This is a genomic window from Mycobacterium ulcerans subsp. shinshuense (genome assembly GCF_002355775.1).
In the GTDB taxonomy this organism is placed as follows: domain Bacteria; phylum Actinomycetota; class Actinomycetes; order Mycobacteriales; family Mycobacteriaceae; genus Mycobacterium; species Mycobacterium marinum.
Genome location: NZ_AP017624.1, coordinates 1,922,510 through 1,944,662 on the forward strand (window position 1 = coordinate 1,922,510; position 22,153 = coordinate 1,944,662).

Consider the following 22,153-nt stretch of genomic DNA (forward strand, 5'->3'; position numbering starts at 1 on the left):
GCCAATTTGATGGACGACGCGCGGCCAATCGTGCTGCGCCGTAGGGCCGCCAGAGGGCACAGTGCCGGACACCAGAGCGGTGAGCGGTATTGCTGTCGGCCCGCTCATGACCGAACCCTGCGCTGGGTTCGGTGCTGCCCGCGGTGCAAGCGGCTTGGACCAATACAGCGAATATCAGCGAGGTGGTAGGGAATGAACGATAGGAAACCGGCGGTTATTTCCGCCCTTCTGGTAGCGCTTGGACTGGTGTTGTGGCTGTCCGGATGTTCTTCTGACAAAACGCAACCCGAGGCTCAAAGTTCGACCACGGTACCGGCCGACCCGGCGTTGATGGCCGAGATCGAGCAGTCGCTCGACGCGACAAAGGCCTTGACCAGCGCGCATCTGGCGATCCGCACGACCGGGAAAGTCGGCAGCATGCTCGGGATCAGTAGCGCCGACGTGAATGTCCAGGCCAAACCGCTTGCCGCCAAGGGTGACTGCACCTACAACGGCGAGGCGGGTGTCCCGTTCCGCATCAAGGACGACAACATCTCGGTCAAACTGTTCGACGACTGGAGCAATCTGGGCTCCGTGTCCGACCTGTCGGCCTCACGCGTGCTGGACCCCATCAATGGGGTGACGAAGTTGCTCTCCGGTGTTAACAACCTGCAGTCGCAGGGCAACGAGGTCATCAACGGAATTCAGACCAGCAAGATCACCGGAACGCTGCCAACGGACAGCGTCAAGATCTTGGATCCTGGCGCGCGCAGTCCGCGACCGGCGACCGTGTGGATCGCCCAGGACGGTTCGCACCGCCTCGTTCGGGCCAACGTGGACCTCGGTTCCGGGGCCGTCGAGGTCACGTTGTCCAAATGGAATGAACCGGTCAACGTCGACTGATTGCGGCGGGCCGGCCGTTGACCGGTGCCCAGTCGATTGCTAGTCGGGCTGGGCGACCGGCTCGGTCGCGACGGTGGTGCGGTCAGCCCGATCTTGCATCGCGGCTGGAATGCACACCCGTGCCAGCACCGTCAGCGCGGCGACGCCGAACAGCACCACGGTGCCGATCTGACTCAGCGCGCCCAACGACCCGGCTGAGACCAGCACCAAACCCAGGCCGAAGACCGCGGTCAGGGCCGCCAGCGGCGCACCGGCGTTGCGCAGCGCCGCGGTATCCGCGGGTTGTGCGTCGGAGGTGATCGGGGCTTCGGTGCTGATCGGGGGGGCGGTGCGATCCAGCAGATAGGGAAGCCCGCACGCCGCCAGGATGGCGAAGGACACCAACGGCACCGCTGCGGGGATCTCACGCCCGGCCAGGTATTGCCAGAGGGCCGTCGAAATGCCCAGCGCCGCGAGGTAGGCCGCGAGCAACCCGACTGCCATCACAACGGCGGTGAGCGCTCCGCGCCACATGCTGACCAGAACCACGGCCGCCAGCATCATGGCGGCCAGCAGCACGGCATCGTGGGTGAGGGAGCCCCGGACGTCGGTGGCCACTTGGGCGGCCCCGTTCACGGTGATCTCGGCGTCCTCGAGGCTCCCGTACTTCATCGCCTTGCCGGCCGCGGCTTCGAGCTGTTGTGCCCTTGCCGACGCGTCCAGACCGGGGTTGCCCTCGGAGAAGACGAGTAGCCGGGTGGCCGTCCCGTCCGCCGAAAACATCGACTGCCGGACCTGCTGATAAGACGGGTCCGCGAGGGCCTTACCGGATAGATAGAAGCCACCCTGGCCGGTGTTGGCGAAATCGAGCCTGAGATTTTTCAAGAACGCCGACACCTGCACCAGCTGCGGGAGGGTGTTCTCGATGGTCGTTTCCAGGTTGGGCACAAAAGACTGCAGCTGGGCCAGTGCCGATCGCATCTGAGCGACCACCTGCGGCGCGGAGGAGAACGCGCCCACCGTCTTGCGCGATACCGCGGCGATGCGATCGGCCCCGTCGGTGAGCAACTTCACGTCGTCGACCACCCTGTCGACGGGATCGATCACCTTGCCCGCGGCGACACACAACATGTCGCCGGGACAGTTCGGGACGTCGCCCATCCAACCGCGGACCGGATCCAAATATCCGGACAACTCCACGGTCACTCCTTTGATGTTCTTGGTGCCAGATATCAGCAGGTCGACGTTCTGCTGGATTTGGGCCGCCCCGGCCAGACCGGCGGTGACGCTGCGGTCCAGTTCGTCGACCGCGCCGGACATCTGATCGACGATCGACCCCAACGTCTTGATCGCTCTCACCTGCGGCATGAAGGAGCCGGCCCCGCGATCGAGCTCATCGCTGAGTTTTCCGGCAGCGGCGGTCACCGACGCGTCGGTCCAGGGCACACCGGCCGGCCATGCCGCCGACTCCACCCTGCGGACGCCGGGAATCTCCATCAGCCGGTGGCTGACCTGGTCGATGGCAATGAGCCCGGCTGGATCTGACAGATCGTGCTTGGCTTCCAGTATCACCACGTCAGGCGGCGGTTGCCAAGGTAACGCCCGCTTGGTGCCGCCTGCGGCCGGGTTCACCGGGCCGTCACCGATGCCCCATTGCATCCCGATGACCGGTACCGCACACACCGCGAGCACCAGGACGGCGACTACGGCGGTGCGCGGTATCGACACGGGCAGTGTGCGGCGGGCGCCGACGGGTCGTGACGAGGACAGCCGTGACGGCCCGGTGAGCCCGATCAGGGCAGGCAACAGCGTCAGCGAAGCCGCGAGTGCCACAACGACACCCAGCGCGGCGACGCCGACGCCGTGGAGCGCGGGCGTTCGGGCCAGCAGTAGCGGGGCGGTGAGTATCGCGACGCCCGCTGCGGGCATGGCCAACGCGGCCAGGTTGTCGCGGGATGCCGATCGGCCCAGCGGCTGGGCCGCGGTGGCACCCGGGGCATGTCCGGGCCGTGCGACCAGCATGGTGGAAGCGGCGATCGCGCCGATTGTCAGGACCGCGGCCAGGGTCGCGGAGAACACGGTGAAGACCGAGATGTTCTGTCCGGGGATAGCGCGCAGCGCGGCGGCCAGCGGCCACGCCACCGCGAGCGAGAGGCCGGCGGTCAGCAGCACGACTGCGGCGGCCACGAGCGAGCGGCGCGCCCACAGCAGTAATAGGACGGCAATCACCGCAGTGGCGGGCACGATCACCGCGCCCTGCCACACCGTCATGTGCGCGGGCACGCTGCTCGACGTGGTCGGACCTACGACGCGGGCACGCAGCCCCGCACTTGCCGGCAGATTGTGCACCACCGATTGCGCGGCTTGCAGCGATTCCCGCGCCTGGGTCGACCCGGCCTGGCCCACCAGCCAGACCATCGCCATCGCCGAGTGGCCATCGGAGCCGGTTCCCAGCGGGACCGTCAGAGGATCTGACCACCAGTCGAGGACGGAACCGATGTGGCGGCTGTCCGCGCGCAGCGCGTTAACCGCCGCGTCGTAGTAGCTCTGATCGGCGGGCCCAAGGGTGTCGGGCCCATCCACCACCAGGTAGGCGACCGCGTTGGTGCCGGTGCCCGGGAAGGCCTGCCCAATCCGGCTGCTGGCGGCAGACGCCGTGGAATCCGGCGACAACAGCGCCGAGCCGGCATCGCTGGACTTTCCCGGCGCTAGCACCACAGCCAGATTCGCGATCACCGCCACCGCAATCCAGGCGGCGACGATGAGGAAGTTGACCAGCCGCGACGACCTATGGGTACCGTCGGTTGACACGCTAGACGTCCAGGCGGGCGAACTGCTGCTGTCGATACTGCTCGACGCACGCAGCCCGCCTGACCTTGCCGCTAGTGGTGGTCGGGATCGAACCCGGCGCTACCAGAACCAGATCCGCGACGCTGAGGCCGTGCGAATTCGACAGGGCCGAGGTGACTTCACGCTTGACGGCGACCAGCATGTCCATCGCCTCTTGGTCCGAGTCGCCGCGGCGTCGGTATTCGATGATGGCCACCAGCTTCTCGGTGCTGCGGTCTCCGGGAACCGATATCGCCGCGCAGCGGCTCCGGGTGATCTCGTGGATCGTCGCCTCGATGTCGTCGGGAGAGTGGTTGCGCCCGTAGACGATCAACAGATCCTTGATTCGGCCGATGATGAACATCTTGCCGTCAGTGATGAAACCGGAGTCTCCCGTTCGCAGCCACGGCCCCTCCGGGATGCCTTCAGAGGGAGAGGCCAGCTTGCCGCCGAAGGTCCGTTCGCTTTCTTCGGGCTTGTTCCAGTAGCCGATGGCGACGTTGTCTCCGCACACCCAGATTTCGCCGACGGTCCCGTCCGGGCACTCGGTGCAGGTGTCGGGGTCGACGACCCGCACGATCGGTGAGCGCGGCAAGACGTAGCTGACCAACTGGGTGCCGGCTCCGCTTTCGCACTGCTTGGCCTGGCCGGTGGACAAACTCTCCGCATCGAACTCGACGAGTTCGGGTGGTTGACCCGGTCTGCTGGTCGACACATACACCGTTGCCTCCGCCAAGCCGTAGGAGGGGCGGAGCACGTTTTCCTGCAGGTTGAAGCGGGCAAAGCGGTCGGCGAAGCGTTTCAGGGTTGCCGGCTGTACCCGCTCGCTGCCGCTGAGGATGGTCAGCACGTTGCCGAGATCGAGCCCGGCCATGTCGTCATCCGATACCTTCTTGGCTGCAAGTTCGAAGGTGAAGTTCGGTGCTGCCGAAAATGCGTGCGAACTGGTTGCCAGCATCTGCAGCCACCGCGCCGGACGCTGCAGGAACGACACCGGGCTGGTGAGCACTGCCTGATACCCACCCAGAATCGGTGCGCAGACACCCAGAACCAAACCCATGTCGTGGTAGAAGGGCAGCCACGACACCAGCGTCGAGTCCGGTGGCGCGATCCCATCGGTGTCGGCGAAGTAACCCGACATCAGCTGTTCGAAGTTGGTCACCAGATTCTGATGGGAAAGCATGACGCCGGCCGGTTCCCGGGTCGATCCGGAGGTGTATTGCAGATACGCTGTGGCCGGGTAGTTCTCCGTCCCGGCGCCGGATCCAGCCGCAGCGTCCAGGTCCAGCCGGTCGAGTTCGATGATCGAGGGAGCCGGCCCGGCGGACTGAGCCGAAACATGCTGGGTCACATCGTCGATCACCGGCGATGTGGTGAGAATCGCGACCGGGGACGCGTCACGAAGCACCGATGTGGCGCGCTCATCGCTGGCGCCGCCCTGGGGAACCGAAAGCGGAACCGCGATCCGTCCGGCCTGTAGCGCGCCGAGGAAAGCGACGACGTACTCGAGTCCCTGCGGAGCCAAGATCACCGCACGGTCACCGACCGACCCGCAACTGCTCAGCTCTCGGGCCACGTTCAGAGTCCGCCGATACAGCTGCGACCACGTCAGCGTCTCCGCTGCACCGTCCCAGTTCTGTTCGTAGTTCATGAAGGTGAACGCTGGGTCGTTGGGCTGCAGGCGGGCGCAGGCACGAAGCGCCGAGGGAAGGGAACGCACACTCATGGGCATCACGTTACCGGCCTGGATGCAACGTTGCCCCGCCCTGCCCACGAATCCGGGCGGCGGGCACCCCACCGGGCCCTAAAAGCCGCATTTCGCGAGTTCAACGATGGTTTAAACGGTGGCTTAACGGTGGCTTAGTGGACGTTCACGCAACGCCGGGCAGGTCGAGCCACCCGGTTGATCTTGATTTCTTGTGCGCCCGGATGCGCGGGGAAATGATTGCCGTCGATGGGCCCCATTTCTTGGGGGGGGGCGGGTCGGGTCACTACCGGCGGTGGGGGCCGGTTAATCGAGGGGCACAGCAAATGGCGTTGTCCATATTCGCGGCCGCCACCGCACTGCGGTGGCGGGGTACGCCGAATTTTCCTGGACGCGCCGTTGTCGTTCTTGCCATTCTTGCCGTTCTTGGACAGGTGCTCTGCCATACTGCTTCCCCGTGGCCTTAAGTCGTACCCACCGTGTCGTCGCCGGCGTCGCACACACCCGGGTCTACAAGAAAATTTGGAAATACTGGTATCCGCTTATGACCCGTGGGCTCGGTGCCGATGAGCTTGTGTTCATCAACTGGGCTTACGAGGAAGATCCGCCGATGGACCTGCCATTGGAGGCGACCGACGAGCCGGACCGATGCCACATCAACCTGTATCACCGGACGGCGACCCAGGCCGATCTGAGTGGTAAGCGCGTGCTGGAGGTCAGTTGCGGCCATGGCGGGGGAGCCTCCTACCTCACCCGCACCCTGGGCCCCGCCTCGTATACGGCATTGGACCTGAACCCGGCCGGCATCAAGTTCTGCCAACAACGGCACCATCTGCCCGGTTTGGATTTCGTGCAAGGCGATGCCGAGGACCTGCCTTTCGAGGACGAATCCTTTGAGTGGTGCTCAACGTGGAAGCCTCACATTGCTACCCGCGGTTTCCAGTTTTCCTCGAAGAGGTGAAGCGGGTGCTGCGCCCAGGAGGGTACTTCGCATACGCGGATATCCGCCCGTGCACTGAGATCGCCGAATGGGAGGCTGCCCTGGCCGCCACCGGGCTACAGCAAATTTCGCACCACGAGATCAACGCGGAGGTCCTTCGCGGCATCGACATCAATACGCCGAAGTCGCGAGAACGGGTAAAGCGCCATCTGCCGATCTTTTTGCGCGCCGCCGGCCGCAACTACATCGGTGCGACGGGAACCCCCGATACCGCCTGATGCAAAGCGGTGATATCTCCTACCGGATGTACTGCTTCGTCAAGGAGTAGCCGCCCCGCCGGCCCCCTGCCTACTCCGCAGCAACGTCATGCGAATGCGTTGGAGCAGAACAAGATTGACGGCGGGATTGAGGGCTGTCCTGGTGGGTCCGGGCGCGGCTTCGGGGCTTCGGGGGGCCCTGCGTCCTGGTTCGGGGCCTCGCCCACGTGTGCCACCGGGTGACGCGAGATCGGCCGGCCGGATCGATTCATCTCACAGCTGAAGGTCATTCTTCTCACAGCAGGCCGGTCGGACCGTCCGATCTCGGGGTTCTTCGGGTCCGGACCCTCGATATACGCCGTGGTGGCCAAGGCCACTTGCCGCTCAATCGGTCGGACCCGTCACAGGCCGGGCATTCGGACAAGCCGTGCCCCCGGCATGCCCTGAGTCGTCTAGGCTTGCTTGCGAGACCCGCCAGCGGTGTCGAGATCCGGCTTGGCCTGGATTGGCGGCTTCGGAACCGGCGCTGTAGCCATTTCGTTGCCCTTGTGAATGATTCGGTGGTGTCGTCGGTGTCACACCGGTTGAACGGTGTGAGATCGGTCGAGCTGAGACAAGGAATATAGATTTATGCAAAAACCTGCCACGCCCGTTGCGATTATCGGGATGGGATGCCGGCTGCCCGGAGGCGTCGACTCGCCCGAGAAACTCTGGGAGTCCTTGCTGCGCGGTGACGACTTGGTCTCCGAGATTCCGCCTGACCGGTGGGACGTTGACGACTACTACGACCCCGAGCCGGGCGTCCCGGGTCGAACGGTATCGCGATGGGGTGGGTTCATCGACGACGTCGCCGGTTTCGACGCCGAGTTCTTTGGCGTCAGCGAACGGGAAGCGACCTCGATCGACCCGCAGCACCGGCAGTTGCTGGAGACCGCGTGGGAGGCGATCGAGCACGCCGGTCTCGATCCGGCGTCGTTGTCGGGCTCCTCGACGGGGGTGTTCGTTGGGCTGTCCCACGAGGACTACCTGGTGCGCAGCGTCCTCGCGGGCGACCTGGCGGGCCCCTACGCGTCGACGGGCCTTATCAACAGTGTGGCGTCCGGGCGCATTGCCCACACGCTGGGCCTGCACGGTCCGGCGATGACGGTGGACACCGCATGCTCTTCCGGTCTGCTCACGGTGCATCTGGCCTGCCGCAGCCTGCACGAGGGGGAGAGCGACCTCGCGTTGGCCGGCGGCTGTGCGTTGCTGCTGGAGCCCAACGGCAGTGTTTCGTTGTCCTCGCAGGGCATGCTCTCTCCGACCGGTCGCTGCCACGCATTCGACGTTGACGCGGACGGCTTTGTGCGTTCCGAGGGTTGCGCGGTGGTCGTGCTCAAGCGACTGTCGGATGCGCTGGCCGACGGAGACCGGATCCTCGCGGTGGTACGCGGTACGGCTGCCAATCAGGACGGTCGCTCCGAGACGTTGCTCATGCCCTCGGAGACCGCGCAGGTCGCCGTCTACCGCGAAGCCCTGGCGGCGGCGGGAGTGGACGCAGCCAGCGTCGGAGCGGTGGAGGTGCACGGCACCGGCACCCCGGTCGGTGACCCGATCGAGTACCGGAGCCTGGCGCAGGTGTACGGCTCCGGCGGCAGCCGCTGCATGCTGGGATCGGTCAAGACCAACATTGGGCACAGCGAGTCCGCCGCGGGAACGGTGGGACTGATCAAGGCGACCCTGTCGCTTGGACACGGGGTGGTGCCGCCGATGGTGCACCACACCCGACTGCCCGACGAGCTTGCGGAGATCGAGACGGGGCTCTATGTGCCCCACGAGATCACGCCATGGCCGGAGGATCAGGGGCCGAGGCGGATCGCGGTGTCCTCGTTCGGGATGTCGGGGACCAACGTGCACGCCATCCTCGAAGAACCGCCCACCCCAGCGCCGGCAAGGGATCAAGCGTCCGCGGAGCCCGGCATGGCCAGCCCATTGCTGTTCGCTTTGTCCTCCACCTCGGCCGACGGGCTCCGCCAGACCGCACGCGAGCTCGCCGAGTGGGTGGGTAGTCGCGCGGACTCCGCGGACTCCACCGAGGCTGTTGACCTGGCCTACACGCTGGCGCGCCGGCGTGCGCACCGGCCGGTGCGCACCGCGGTAGTCGCCGCCAGCCTGCCCGAACTGGTCGAGGGTTTGCAGGAGGTCGCCGAGGGCGACCTCATGTATGAGGCCGCGGTCGGACGCGGCGACCGGGGACCCGTATGGGTGTTCTCGGGGCAGGGGTCGCAGTGGGCCGCCATGGGAGCCGACCTGTTGGCCAACGAACCAGTGTTTGCTGCGACCGTTGCCGCGGTAGAGCCGATCATCGCCCACGAGTCGGGTTTTTCGGTGACCGAGGCGATGACGGCGCCGGAGAAGGTGACCGGGATCGACAAGGTGCAGCCGACTCTGTTCGCCATGCAGGTTGCGCTGGCCGCCACCATGGAGAAGACCTACGGGGTGCGCCCGGGTGCCGTCATCGGGCACTCGCTGGGTGAGGCGGCCGCGGCCGTCGTCGCCGGCTCGCTGTCGCTGGAAGACGGCGCACGCGTCATCAGTCGCCGGTCCAAGCTGATGCTGCGGATCTCCGGCGCCGGCGCGATGGCATCGGTGGAACTGCCTGCCAAGCAAGTGAATTCGGAGCTCATGGCCCGCGGCATCGATGACGTCGCCGTCGCGGTGGTGGCCTCGCCGCAGTCCACGGTAGTCGGCGGTGCCACCGACACGGTGCGTGATCTCGTCGCGCGGTGGGAGCAGCGGGAGGTGATGGCGCGCGAGGTTGCAGTGGACGTGGCGTCGCACTCGCCTCAAGTTCACCCAATCCTCGAAGATCTGGCCACGGCGCTGGCGGATATCGTTCCGTCGGATCCCAAGGTTCCGTACTACTCGGCCACTCTGTTCGATCCGCGTGAGCGGCCCACCTGCGACGCCGCCTACTGGGTGGACAACCTGCGCAACACCGTGCAGTTTGCTGCGGCGGTGCAGGCCGCGCTGGAGGACGGCTTCCGAGTTTTCGCCGAGCTCTCGCCGCACCCCCTGCTGACCCACGCCGTCGACCAGAACGCCCGCAGTCTCGACATGTCGGCGGCCGCCCTGGCCGGTATGCGGCGGGAGCAGCCGCTGCCGCACGGGTTGCGCGGCCTGCTGACCGATGTGCACAGCGCTGGCGCCGCCGTGGACTTCTCGGTGCTCTATCCAGCCGGACGGCTGGTGAATGCGCCGCTGCCGGCGTGGACGCACCGTCGCTTCTTCGTCGACGGTGAAGGACAAGACAGCAAGGCGCAAAGTGCCTGCTCGGTCACCGTGCATCCGCTGCTCGGCGCACACGTGCGGCTCAGCGAGCAGCCGGAGCGCCATGTGTGGCAGACCGATGTCGGCACCGACACCTTGTCGTGGCTCAGCGATCACCAGGTGCGCAACGTGGCCGCCCTTCCCGGCGCGGCTTACTGCGAGATGGCGTTGGCGGCCGCTGGCGAGGTATTCGGCGAAGCATTCGAGGTCCGCGACCTGGCCTTTGAGCAGATGCTGTTGCTCGACGAGGAGACCCCGATCGACGCCGTCGCATCGCTGGATTCGCCGGGTGCCGCCAACTTCGTGGTGCAGACCCACGTTGACGGTGAGACCACCCGCCACGCCATCGCGGCGTTGCGCGCCAGCGACGACGAATCCGTGCCGCCGGCCTACGACATCGCAGCACTGTTGGCGGCCCATCCCGTCTCGGTCAACGGAGCCGAGTTGCGCGAAGCGTTCGTCGAACGTGGCATTCAGCACGGTCCCGCATTCAGCGGTCTGGCCATCGCGCGCACCGCGGAGACAGAAGGCGGCACGGTGCTGGCCGAGGTGGCGCTGCCCGCGTCGATTCGGTTCCAGCAGGGGGCCTACGGCGTGCACCCGGCGCTGCTGGATGCCTGCTTCCAGTCCGTCGCCGCGGGCGTCAAGAGCACCCGCGGTGGCGGCTTGCTGTTGCCATTGGGGGTGCGCAGCCTGCGTGCCTACGGGCCGACCCGCAATGCCCAGTACTGCTACACGCGGGTGACCAAGGCCGACGCCAATGGAGGCGAGGCCGACCTGGAGCTGCTCGATGAGCAGGGTTGCGTGCTATTGGCCGTGCGTGGCCTACGCCTGGGCACCGGGACCTCCGAAAGCGGTGAACGCGACCGCGTGCTCAGCGAGCGTCTGCTCACCCTCGAGTGGCAACAACGACAGCTGCCCGAGGTCCTCGACGAGGAGACCGGTTCGTGGTTGCTCATCAGCGCCTCCGATGGTGAGGACTTGATGGCAACGATGTTGGCTGATGCGCTGAAATCCCAGGGCGCGGAGTGCGCCAGCATGGTCTGGTCGGCACAGGACGATCTGGCCGGCGGCATCGAAAAGCTGGGCGCCCAGCTTCGGGCCCGTACCAACAAGGGTGTAGTGATCGTCTGTGGGCCACGTAGCGGCGACGCGGATGAGCAGAGCCTGCTGCAGGGTCGTGAGCAGGTGCGCCACCTGGTTCGGATCACCCGGGAGCTGGCCGAGCTAGAAGGTGAGCTTCCGCGTCTGTTCGTGGTGACCAGGCAAGCTCAGCGAGTTCGGCCAGAAGACGAGATCAACCTGGAGCAGGCCGGACTGCGTGGCCTGTTGCGGGTGATTGGCAGTGAGCATCCGCTGTTGCAGACAACCCAGGTCGACGTTGACGAAAGCACGCAGGCCGAACAGCTCGCCCAGCAACTGTTGGGAGGATCCGAGGAAGACGAGACCGCCTGGCGCGGTGGCGAGTGGTACGTGGCGCGCCTGTTCCCCGGCCCGCTGAGCGCTGACGAGCGGCAAACCACCATCGTCGACCACGAGCGTGACAACATGCGTCTGCAGATCCGCACGCCGGGTGACCTGCAGACGCTGGAACTCGCCGCCTGTGACCGCGTTCCGCCGGGGCCCGGTCAGATCGAGGTCGCGGTGACCATGTCCAGCATCAACTTCGCTGATGTCCTGATCGCCTTCGGCCGGTACCCCAGCTTGGAGGGACGGCTGCCGGAGACGGGCACCGACTTCGTCGGCGTGGTGACGGCGGTCGGGGAGGGCGTCACGGATCATCAGGTCGGTGACCGGGTTGGCGGCTTCTCCAAGGACGGATGCTGGCGGAGCTACCTCACCTGCGACGCCAACCTCGCTGTCACACTGCCGGCGGGCCTGTCCGACGAGCATGCGGCCGCGTCCTCCACCGCCCACGCCACCGCGTGGTACGGCCTCAACGACCTGGCCGGAATCAAGGCCGGTGACCGGGTGCTGATCCACTCCGCAACCGGTGGTGTGGGGCAGGCGGCCATCGCGATCGCGCGCGCCGCAGGAGCACAGATATTCGCAACGGCCGGCAACGCAGAACGTCGGCAACTGTTGAATGACATGGGCATCGAGCACGTTTACGACTCGCGCAGCATCGAGTTCGCGGATCAGATCCGGCGCGACACAAACGGGTACGGCGTCGATATCGTGCTGAACTCGCTGACGGGTGCCGCCCAACGCGCGGGCCTGGAACTGTTGGCCTTCGGTGGACGGTTCGTCGAGATCGGCAAGGCCGACGTGTACGGCAACACCCGAATGGGGCTGTACCCGTTCCGGCGCGGCCTGACGTTCTACTACGTGGACCTCGGGCTGATGTCGGTCATCCAGCCCGAACGGGTCCGCGAGTTGCTTTCCACGGTGTACAACCTCACCGCCGAAGGTGTGCTGAGTGCGCCGGAGTGCACTCACTACCCATTGGCCGAAGCCGCCGAGGCTATCCGGACAATGAGCAACGCCGCACACACCGGCAAACTGCTGCTCGACATGCCGCGAAGTGGACGCAGAGGGGTAGTGGTACCTCCGGAGCAGGTTGAGGTGTTCCGCGGCGACGGGTCTTACATCATCACCGGCGGCCTGGGTGGCCTGGGGCTCTTCTTCGCCTCGAAGATGGCCGCGGCGGGATGCGGCCGGATCGTGCTGACTGCCCGCTCACAGCCCAACCCCAAATCGCGGCAGGCCATCGAGCGGCTGCGGGCCAATGGGGCTGACATCGTGGTGGAGTGCGGCAATATTGCCGAGCCCGAGACCGCTGACCGTCTGGTCAGTGCGGCGACCGCCACCGGGCTTCCGCTGCGGGGTGTGCTGCACGCGGCCGCGGTGGTCGAGGACGCCACGTTGAGCAACATCACCGACGAACTGATCGGTCGGGACTGGTCGCCCAAGGTTTACGGATCCTGGAACCTGCATCGCGCATCGACCGGACAGCCGCTCGACTGGTTCTGCCTGTTCTCCTCGGGTGCGGCCCTGATGGGTTCGCCCGGTCAGGGTGCCTACGCGGCGGCCAACAGCTGGGTCGACGCGTTCGCTCACTGGCGCCGTGCCCAGGGCCTACCGGTCTGCGCCATCGGCTGGGGTGCGTGGGGCGAGGTCGGCCGCGCCACATTCTTGGCCGAAGGTGGCGAGATCATGATCGCCCCCGACGAGGGTATGTACGCATTCGAGCAGATGCTGCGCCATGCCCGCACCTACACCGGCTACATCCCGATCATCGGTGCGCCATGGCTGGCAGACCTCGTCAGGCGCAGCCCGTGGGCTGAGATGTTCCAGTCCAGCGGTCAAAACACGAGGGGCCCAAGTAAATTCCTCGCGGAGCTGAAGTTGCTGCCGCAAGAGGAGTGGGCCGGTCGGCTGCGGCGCCTGATAGCCGAGCAGGCCAGTGTGATCCTGCGTCGCACGGTGGACGCGGACCGGCCGTTCGTCGAGTACGGCCTGGACTCGCTGGGCATGCTCGAGATGCGGACCCATATCGAAACCGGGACCGGGGTGCGGCTGTCGCCCAAGGTCATCGCCAGCCATAACACTGCGCGTGCCTTGTCGCAGCATCTGGCCGACACGTTGGCCGAGGAAGAAGCCCAACCCGCGGCGTCATAACGGCGGATCCGTTGCACTGTAGCGTTCTTCGTGAGACCGCGAGGGGCGCTGTGCAGTGCAACGGTGCCTTATGGCAGCGAACTAGGCTTGATGGTGGCGAAGGCGAACGAGAGCCGATCTGCACAACGTGCGATCCAACAAAAGGGTCCGATCCGACAAAAGGTCGGATCTACAGGTCGGATCTACAAAAGCGCGCAGGCGCAGGTCATTCCATGAACAACCCGTACTCTGAGGGAACAGAGCACAGGATGTCGCGGATGGCGTCCAACAAGAGCTGAGGCGCCGGGATGCTGCCGTGCAGCTCGATCGAGAGCCGGTCGGTGGCAATCGAGCAGGCGTAGAAGCCGAAGGGGACATCCATCGCGCAGTGGATCCTGCTGTGGAAGTCCACCAGCTCCACGTCTTCCGGTGTGCGGATCGGCGGCAGCGTACTGACGTTCGTGCACAAGACAAATGGTGGCAGTCCGGGGGGAGTTCCCTCCAGGATCCGGCCGGAACGAAGCGCCGATTGGTGAATCATGCCGTCGGACAAGTCAGCCCGGAAAGTTGCGACGATGTCGGCTGCCAACTCGGTGATGTCGGTGTCGGGACCAATCTCGGCGAGATAGGTTGCCAATCCCACCGGGTTGGTGCTCTCGGTCGCCCCTACCGGAGGGCTCAAAAGGAAGCGCAGATCTACGGCGTAGCAGTAGGGAATTGGGACGTGCGGCGTCTCGCGCAACCGCCACTCGGCGAGCAGGATAGCGGCCGCCAGCACCGCGTTGAAGCTGAGCCCATTGTCTCGGCTGAACGAGACCAGGTCAGCGGTCTCCTGGCTGGTGAGTCGGCACCTGGTGACCGGAACCGGCTCGGGCGCTTCGAACTTGCGCATCTCCTCGGCGATGGGCGGAAGGTCATAGGCGAACAAGAGCGGCAAGAAACGCTCGAACCCGGTCAGCGCTGATTGCTTGATACCGCGGCGCTTCAGCAGGTCTTCAGCTGGTTGGGGCGCCGGCTCGGGCGTTATCGGACCGGGGTCGCCGGTAGTGACCACGTCGGTGTAGCGGGACAACAGCTCGTCAAGCAGGCTGCCGAGGTGGTGAGCGTCGGCCAGGCTGTGATGGACATACGCGGTGACCAGGTTCTCCGACTCGCCGAGCGTCAACTGCAGCCTGAACAGCGAGTCGCGCTGATCGAGCTGCACATGCGGGTTTTCGGCCCGCCTGCCGTCGATGACCACCAGCCCCGAGTGCAGCAGGTCATTGGCGACGATGTGGTGGTTCCCGTCGGGACCTTCCTCCAGATGGGCCGCGAACACCGGATGGGCCTGCAAGAGAGCGTCGAAGGCCTCCGACATCGCATCGATATCGACCGTACCTCGCACATGCGCTGTGAACGAGGTAAAAGCCTGGTATCGGGCGTATATTTCCTCGCTGAACGCCAGCTTCCGGATTACGGCCCCGGGGAACACGTTAAGACTCTCCGTTCTTCACTGCATGGTGGATCAATGCGTGCTGGCCCGTCGCCAGCCGACGGCCAGGGGAACCGCGCACACCGCGCAGATGCCCGCGGTCCACAACAGCACCCCGATCATCGGTAACAGGACCGGGCCACCCATCGACAGTCCGCGCATCGCCGAGACCGCATAGCTTACTGGCTGATGGGCCACCACCGGCTGAATCCAGTGTGGGTATTGGTCCAGCGGAATCAGGCCCGTGGAGAAGAAGATCGCGATCGCCTGGGTCAGCTCGACCCCCTCGACGATCACTGCCTGCGACGAATAGAGCGCCACGGTGGTGACCATGACGGCGAAGGCGATGCCCAGCGTCACCGGAACGCACAGCCACATGAGGCTCGCGATCAGACCTTGGCGAAACTCGAAGCCCATCAGGATCCCCACGCCCAGCATCACGAGAGTGGTGAACAGAATCCGAACCGCGTCCGCCAGGATGCGGGCCATCAGACCCGACATCCGGTGCACGGGCAGCACCCACAGTCGGGACAGCAGTCCGCTGGTGCGTTCTCGCATCAGGTCGATCGCGACGAACGCCGATCCGGTGATCGCGGCGCCGAGTGCGATCAACGGAACGATGCTGTACATCGCATCATGGTGGGTTACGGCATAGATCAGATTGCCGAGCACGATCTTCAACACCAGCATGAACAGAATCGGGAAGACCAGCGCTTCGATGAGGGTGACGAAGTCACGCGACCAGCGCGTGAGTATCCGCTGGGTCTGCACCAGAGTCTGCCAAATGAGCAGCCGGGCAGAGTGGTCGGTGTGCTGGGACTGTGCGGGCGCAAACGCGATTTCTTGACTTGTCATACCGATCATGGCCGCCGGGACAAAACGATGATGGACACGGGCACCAGGAACAGGGCGAAGCCGGCTAGCCACGCCAAGGTCGGCGTCATTACCGTCCACGTCACCGGTATGGCCGCCTTGGTGGTATCCCCGGCCAACGCGCGCAGCGCCACCACGAACTGCGTTATCGGTTGGTTGCGAACAAACGGGTGGATCCAATGCGGAAACAGCTTGAGCGGCATGAGACCAACGGACAACAGCCCAAAGATCAAGATGGGCAACGACAGCAACGGCAGCATGGCATCGGGGTTCTTGGTGCCGGTGCCGAGTAGGTCGGCACCGAATGACAGCACCGCCCCGATCGCGATCGCCAAAAGGCAGTAGCCGCCGATGTAGAGCGGTCCGCGATTGAAGTGGAAGCCGATCGCGTATCCGCAGATCAGCGCCACCGTCAGACCGACGCAGCAGCGGTAGATCGCGGCTGTCACGCGGGCGACTACCGGTGTCAACGGGGCGATCGGCATATACCTGAACCGTCGATTGATGCCCTGCAGGGAATCGGTGGCCGCCCGAAAGGCCGAGGAGATGGCGGCGAACGAAATGGACTGCAGCACGATCAGCGGGGCGATGTATTGCCCCAAGCTGCTGGCGACACCGGAGGCGCCGCCACCCACATAGTGATTCCACGGTATGGCGAACGGTATGTAGAAGCCCACCGTGAAGACCACTGGCGCGCCGACCATGGTGATCAGCTCCGGGTCGCGCAGGCGCGGTTTGGTGAAGCGTCCAACGAGCACCCACCATTGCTGCAGCGTCGACAGACGTGGTTTCGCCGCGCTCGGGCCTGCCCCCTTGAAGGTCGGGACCGGGGTTGGGTCGACCGCCGAGATGCTCACAGCATGGCCCCCGACGCCACGTGACTCAGCGCGTGGGCCTCGCTGGGATCGGTTGTCATGGAAAGGAATACGTCATCAAGAGACGGCCGGCGCAGCGCGATGTCGGCCAGCTCGATATTGGCCTCATCGATCCTTCGGGCCGCTTCGATGAGGGTGCGGGTGCCATCGGGAGCCGGCATCGTGATGCGGTCCGATTCCGACGTCACCATGGCCCTGTTGTGCTCGGGCAACAGCGAGCCGAGGGCGGCGACGGTAGCGTCCAGATCCTTCAGATGCCGCGGCACAATCTCGCAGAAGGTGTCGCCGGCGCGGTGCTTGAGCTCATTGGCAGTACCGTCGGCAATGATCTTGCCGTGATCGATCAGGATGATCCGGTCGCTGAGCGCGTCCGCCTCCTCGAGATACTGCGTGGTCAGCAGGGTGGCGATGCCAAGCTTCTTGAAACTGGTGACCAGGTCCCAAATGGCTTGTCGGCTTCTGGGATCCAGCCCCGTGGTCGGCTCGTCCAAGAACGCCACTTGCGGCTCGACCACCAGTCCGCACGCGATGTCGATTCGTCGACGCATCCCGCCTGAGTAGGTGCGCACCAGCCGCTTGCCGGCATAGGTGAGGCCAAATTGATCGAGGAGTTCCTGCGCCCGCTGGCGAGCACGGGACTTGCGCAGCCCGTAGAGGCGGCCGAACAACACCAGGTTCTGCTCCCCGGTCAGCCCGTCGTCGACGGCCATTTGTTGCCCGGTGACCATGATCGAGCGCCGCACTCCGGCCGGCTGGGCGACGACGTCGTAGCCGGCGACGTGGGCCGAGCCGGCATCCGGGCGGGTCAAGGTGGACAAGATGTCCACCATGGTCGTCTTGCCCGCCCCGTTCGGGCCGAGTAGACCGATGACCTCGCCGCGGCCAACCTCGAAACTGATGTCGTTGAGAGCCACGACGTCGCCAAAGGCCTTGCGAACCCCGCGAACCTCTACCGCCAAGTCGTTGTTACGCATCCAATCCTCCTCAGCCGGCATCCAGGCTCGAGAGGTCCACCAGAGCGCCGGCTTCGATTACCCCAACCTTTTCGTCTTCGTCGCGCTCTTCCTGCTCCGCCGCGATGCTCTCCTGGATCAGTTCGCTGAGTGCGGTGGGGAACGACCGCGCCAGCGCCGTTGCTGTTTCCGCGGTGATACGCCGGGTGTCGTACCACCAATCCACATGTAGCGAGCTGCCGGACCGGTAGGCCCGGATTTCGACGGCGTGGCCGAGCCCAGGGAGCGGCTCTCGCACCGGCATTGCCAAGTCGGAATCGAACTGTACCGGAGCATCCACGGGGGGCAGCTCGGGAATCGTGCCGGCGTACCGGAAGTGGATGTCGGGTGTGCGCTGCGCACCCAGCACCCGTCCGGTCGGGGCATACAGGTACCGCAGCAGCCCGTATCCGATCCCATAGTGCGGAACCGACTTGAGGGTGTCGTGAACGGCGTCGAGCCCCTTGAGCGCTGCCGCGCCTTGCCCGGTGGCACACGTCAGGGCAACCGGGTAGTAGGTGGTAAACCTGCCGACGGTCCTGCGCACGTCGACATCCGGCCGCAGCACCGAGCGGCCCTCGCCGTCGAGCTCGACGGCCACCACGCCGTCACCGACGGTTTGGGCGATCGTTCGGCCGAGCGCGGCCAGCAAGATGGTCTGAATCGACCGCCGGAACCGGCGCCGGGCATCGTCGAGCTCGGATGTCTGCTCGGCGTTGAGCACGCTGGGCAGCTTGGTCAGATCGGTGGCGCTGGGTGGTTGGGCGGCATCGCCATCGGTCAACCACAGGTTGGCCTTGGTCGACTGCTCGATCCAGTACGAACGGGTGTCGAGGGCCGCCGGGTGGGTCGCCAACGCCGCGCAGCGCACCGACCAATCCCGCCACCCGGTGGTGACCGGGTCCAGCTTGATCTCTTGATCGCCGAGCCGCTGCGCGAACGCGGTGATGATGTCTGCGCCCAGCAGCTGACGCGAGGCGTCGTCGGCAACCATTTCGTGCAATGCCAAACCGAGGTATTGCGCACCACCATTGGGTGCAGTGACATGCACGGCGATCAGCGGCGCGTTCGAATCACCTTGCTCGGCAATCAGCTCGGCCACGATGTTGGAGACCGCGCTGTGCTCATCCGCCTCGTCGGCGGCCAGGTCACCGGGAAGCTGCCGGGTGGCAAGCTCGGTGAAGTCTGCAGGCGCTGCGATGTGCTGCTCCCACACTCCGCCGTTCTCGACCAGGCGCAGGCGCAACGCGTCGTGGTGGTTGGTCACCGCGCTGAGCACCGCTCGAATGTCCTCGGGGCCCACTTGGGGATCCAGTCGCAGGATCAGGGGTACCCGCCAGCGGCCGGTGTCGCGCAACCCACGGTCGAGGAAGTACGCGATGTTGGGCGGAACTGCCGGATTTGCGTCGGCCTCCGGGGGCTTGGCCAACCCGCTGGACGCGAACGAGGCATCGATGGCGGCCGTCAACGACGCAAGGGTGGGATGTTCATACAGATCCTGCGGCGTGATGGTCAGACCTTCGTTGGCGGCGCTCATCGCGATGCTGATCGCCATCAGGGAATCGCCGCCCATGTCGAAGAAGTTGGCGTTTCGATCGACCGAGCCGACACCCAGGCACTGCGACCAGATCCGCTGCAAGACGTCTTCGGTCTGCGACTCCCCGGTTTGCGCACCGCCGCGGATGCCCGAGTCGGCGCCCGAGCCGAGCTTTGCGCCAACCGATGAGCCGTTGCTCGCGGTGGGAATCTGCGCCCAGGCCATGTGCTTGGGCTCGACCCAATGCCGTTGGCGGGCAAACGGATAACCGGGCAGGGAGACGATGCGCGGCGAAGCCGCACGCCGTGGCGTCCAGTCCACGTCAACTCCGGCCGACCAGAGTTCACCCAGCGCGCGCAGGAAAGTTTCGCGGTCATCCAGGTTCTGGATCGGGTGACGCATGAGCCGGACGCTGCGGTGCCCATCCGACCATTTCGGATGCCGGATCGCCGAACCGGTCAGGCTGCCACCGGGCCCGATTTCAACCAGGATCCGGTTCGGTTGGGACAGCACCACGTCGAGTTCGTCAGCGAACCGGACCGTGGAACTGATCTGACGCGCCCAGGTAGCCGGATCGGTGACCTGCTGCTCGGACAGCCACGTTCCGGTGAGGTTGCTCAACAACGGTGTTTGCGGGGCGCGCAACTGCTGGCGGGACAGAAACTCCTGGAACTCTCCGAGCATCGGTTCCATCGAGCTGGAATGGAAAGCGTGGGTCGCGCGGACCCGGCGCACCGGTATCCCGGCCTCGTTGAGGCGTTGGCTGAATGCCCGGATCTCGTCCTTGGGCCCGGCGACCACGCAGTTGCCGGGATCGTTGACCGCGGACAGCTCCACCCCGTCGCCGAGGTACTGCGCAATGTCATCGGGGCCCACAGCCACGGCGACCATGGCGCCGGGGGGTGACTCGTGCATCAGGCGGGCCCGCAACGAGACCGTCTTGATCGCCGTCTCGAGATCGAAGACTTCGGCCAGGGTGGCCGCGATGTATTCGCCGGTGCTGTACCCGATATACGCGCCGGCGCGCACGCCATAGGTGTCGACCAATTTGGCCAGTGCGTATTCCACCGTGAACAGCGCCGGTTGTGAGCGGTCGATGCGCTCCAAGTCGGTGGCGGTTCCGTTGAAGATCTCGGCATTGAGGTCGACACCCATCTCCGCGCGGAATCCCGCGGCGCAGGCGTCGAAGTGTTCGGCGAAGACCGGTTCGGTCTCGTAGAGCCCCTTGGCCATTCCGACGTGCTGGGCGCCCTGGCCGGGGAACAGGAAGACGACCCGCTCTGCTGCCGCTGCGGTGGCATCGGCGACGCCGGCTACGGATTCGCCGACGAATATGCTGTCGTTGTCGGCCGCGCGCAGCGCCGTTGCCGCTTCTTCACGGTCGCTGACGACGGCGGCCATCGTGACGTTGTGCTTGCGCCGCCGGGACAGCGTGTAGGCCACATCGGAGAGGTCTGGGCTGTCCGACCGCTCCAACACCTCGGCCAGGGCGGTCCGCGACTCCGTAAGCGCCGCAGCGGTTTGCGCCGACAGCAGCAGCACCTGGGGGCCGGCCGGCTCGTCGTGCGCAGGCACCGTCGGTGCCTCCTCGAGCACGACGTGCGCGTTGGTGCCGCCGACGCCGAACGAACTCACCCCGGCGCGCAGCACCCCATCCCATTCCCAGGGGCCGTACTTGTTCTGCACGACGAATGGGCTCTGCTCGAGCCGCAGTTCCGGGTTCGGGCTGGTGTAGTGCAGCGTCGCGGGGATCGCCCGGTTTTTCAGGCACAGAATCGTCTTGATGAGACCCGCGATCCCGGCGGCAACTTCCAGGTGGCCGATGTTCGACTTGACCGAACCCAGCACGCAAGGACCCGTACGGGTGGTCTCAGATGCCTCGAAAGCCGTTCGGAGTCCTTGGATTTCGATGGGGTCGCCGAGCGGGGTGCCGGTGCCGTGGCACTCGACGTAGCTCACCGTCGACGCGTCGATGCCCGACACCGCGTGAGCTTCCGCGATGACATCGGCCTGGGCGGCGGGGTTAGGTGCCGCGTAACCCATTTTCGCCGATCCGTCATTGTTGATCGCCGATCCGCGGATGACGGCGTGAATGCGATCCCCGGCGTCGATGGCGGCCTGCAATGGCTTGAGGACCACCATCGCGACGCCGCTGCCGAAGACCGTTCCATCCGATCGCACATCGAACGGTCGGCAGTGGCCCACGGCCGACACCATCGATCCGGGCGAGGTGAAGTAACCGACGTGGTGGGGGACGCATAGCGAGGATCCGCCGGCCAGTGCGACGTCACACTCGCCGGACAGCAGGCTCAGGCAGGCCAGGTGAACCGCGACCAGCGACGACGAGCACGCGGTTTGGACGGCAATGCTGGGGCCACGCAGGTTGAACGCGTGCGAGATCCGCGTTGCCAGGAAGTCCTTGTCGGTCTGCAGGAACAGGCTGAACTGATCGAAGTTGAGCCCTTCGGCCAAAACCGTGTTCGGGTCCCGGTGCGAGAACAGGTTGTGCAGCAGATAGCCACTGGGAGAGGAGGTTCCGTAGACGCCGATCGAGCCGTCGAACTTGGCGGGGTCGCAGTTCGCGTCTTCGAGTGCATGCCACGCGCACTGCAGGAACAGCCGGTGTTGCGGGTCCAGGACCTGCGCCGCCAGCGGTGGGAACCCGAAGAAATCGGCGTCAAACTCGTCGATCCCGTCGACCAGGGGAGCGCGACGCACATAGGACGGGTCGGCCAGCGTCTTGTCGCTGACTCCGGCTTCGCGCAGTTCCTCTTCGGACAGCGTGACGATCGATTCCTTGCCCCGCCGCAGATTGCTCCAAAAGGTCGAAACATCCTTGGCGCCAGGGAATTTGCCGGCCATGCCGACGACCGCGATCGCGTTGTCGGGGATGGTGCTCACAGG

At 65.7% G+C, this 22,153-nt stretch carries 9 protein-coding genes and 1 pseudogene; 3 read left to right on the plus strand and 7 right to left on the minus strand.

All coding sequences use genetic code 11. The annotated features are described in order from the left end of the window. Positions 1 to 192 precede the first annotated feature (192 nt). Positions 193 to 882: an LppX_LprAFG lipoprotein gene (locus tag SHTP_RS08820; RefSeq protein WP_096370356.1), complete on the plus strand. Its 690-nt coding sequence runs from the start codon at positions 193 to 195 to the stop codon at positions 880 to 882. A 39-nt stretch (positions 883 to 921) separates the two neighbouring features. Here SHTP_RS08820 and SHTP_RS08825 read toward each other — a convergent pair whose 3' ends face one another. Both SHTP_RS08825 and fadD28 read right to left on the minus strand, forming a co-directional pair. Further along, positions 922 to 3,672 carry an MMPL family transporter gene (locus SHTP_RS08825; RefSeq protein ID WP_096370357.1) on the minus strand — a complete coding sequence of 917 codons (2,751 nt, stop codon included), beginning with the start codon at positions 3,670 to 3,672 and terminating at the stop codon, positions 922 to 924. Position 3,673: 1 nt separating this feature from the next. Beyond that, on the minus strand, positions 3,674 to 5,416 hold the full coding sequence (gene fadD28, locus SHTP_RS08830) for a fatty-acid--AMP ligase FAAL28/FadD28 (protein ID WP_096370358.1): 1,743 nt from the start codon (positions 5,414 to 5,416) through the stop codon (positions 3,674 to 3,676). 436 nt (positions 5,417 to 5,852) lie between these two features. On the opposite strand from fadD28, the pseudogene SHTP_RS08835 reads away from it, so the two are divergent. Continuing rightward, positions 5,853 to 6,663, plus strand: a pseudogene (locus SHTP_RS08835) (phthiotriol/phenolphthiotriol dimycocerosates methyltransferase). A 559-nt stretch (positions 6,664 to 7,222) separates the two neighbouring features. Then, positions 7,223 to 13,522 (plus strand): sulfolipid-1 biosynthesis phthioceranic/hydroxyphthioceranic acid synthase, encoded by a 6,300-nt coding sequence (gene pks2, locus SHTP_RS08845; RefSeq protein ID WP_096370359.1) that lies wholly within the window; start codon positions 7,223 to 7,225, stop codon positions 13,520 to 13,522. A 205-nt stretch (positions 13,523 to 13,727) separates the two neighbouring features. On the opposite strand, the gene SHTP_RS08850 is transcribed toward pks2, so the two are convergent. Genes SHTP_RS08850 through SHTP_RS08870 form a run of 5 tightly spaced genes read right to left on the minus strand, consistent with a single transcriptional unit; the run spans position 13,728 to position 22,150 of the window. Further along, positions 13,728 to 14,972 carry a phthiocerol/phthiodiolone dimycocerosyl transferase gene (locus tag SHTP_RS08850; protein ID WP_096370360.1) on the minus strand — a complete coding sequence of 415 codons (1,245 nt, stop codon included), beginning with the start codon at positions 14,970 to 14,972 and terminating at the stop codon, positions 13,728 to 13,730. A 33-nt stretch (positions 14,973 to 15,005) separates the two neighbouring features. Continuing rightward, entirely contained in the window at positions 15,006 to 15,836 is an 831-nt protein-coding gene (locus tag SHTP_RS08855) for an ABC transporter permease (RefSeq protein WP_011740070.1), read from the minus strand. Continuing rightward, a complete protein-coding gene (locus SHTP_RS08860) occupies positions 15,833 to 16,702 on the minus strand; it encodes an ABC transporter permease (RefSeq protein WP_096370361.1) in 870 nt (289 codons plus the stop codon). Before SHTP_RS08860 ends, SHTP_RS08855 begins: the two co-directional genes overlap by 4 nt. Beyond that, the gene (locus tag SHTP_RS08865; RefSeq protein WP_096372394.1) at positions 16,699 to 17,694 is read right to left on the minus strand and encodes an ATP-binding cassette domain-containing protein; all 996 of its coding nucleotides are present in this window, start codon (positions 17,692 to 17,694) and stop codon (positions 16,699 to 16,701) included. The genes SHTP_RS08860 and SHTP_RS08865 overlap by 4 nt, the downstream gene beginning before the upstream one ends. A 10-nt stretch (positions 17,695 to 17,704) precedes the next feature. After that, positions 17,705 to 22,150 carry a type I polyketide synthase gene (locus SHTP_RS08870; RefSeq protein ID WP_096370362.1) on the minus strand — a complete coding sequence of 1,482 codons (4,446 nt, stop codon included), beginning with the start codon at positions 22,148 to 22,150 and terminating at the stop codon, positions 17,705 to 17,707. Positions 22,151 to 22,153: the final 3 nt, after the last annotated feature.

Excerpts from the sequence above, each read along its gene's own strand:
- SHTP_RS08820 (WP_096370356.1), top strand. The coding sequence starts at position 193 with ATGAACGATAGGAAACCGGCGGTTATTTCCGCCCTTCTGGTAGCGCTT.
- fadD28 (WP_096370358.1), bottom strand. The coding sequence starts at position 5,416 with ATGAGTGTGCGTTCCCTTCCCTCGGCGCTTCGTGCCTGCGCCCGCCTG.
- pks2 (WP_096370359.1), top strand. The coding sequence starts at position 7,223 with ATGCAAAAACCTGCCACGCCCGTTGCGATTATCGGGATGGGATGCCGG.
- SHTP_RS08855 (WP_011740070.1), bottom strand. The coding sequence starts at position 15,836 with ATGATCGGTATGACAAGTCAAGAAATCGCGTTTGCGCCCGCACAGTCC.
- SHTP_RS08865 (WP_096372394.1), bottom strand. The coding sequence starts at position 17,694 with ATGCGTAACAACGACTTGGCGGTAGAGGTTCGCGGGGTTCGCAAGGCC.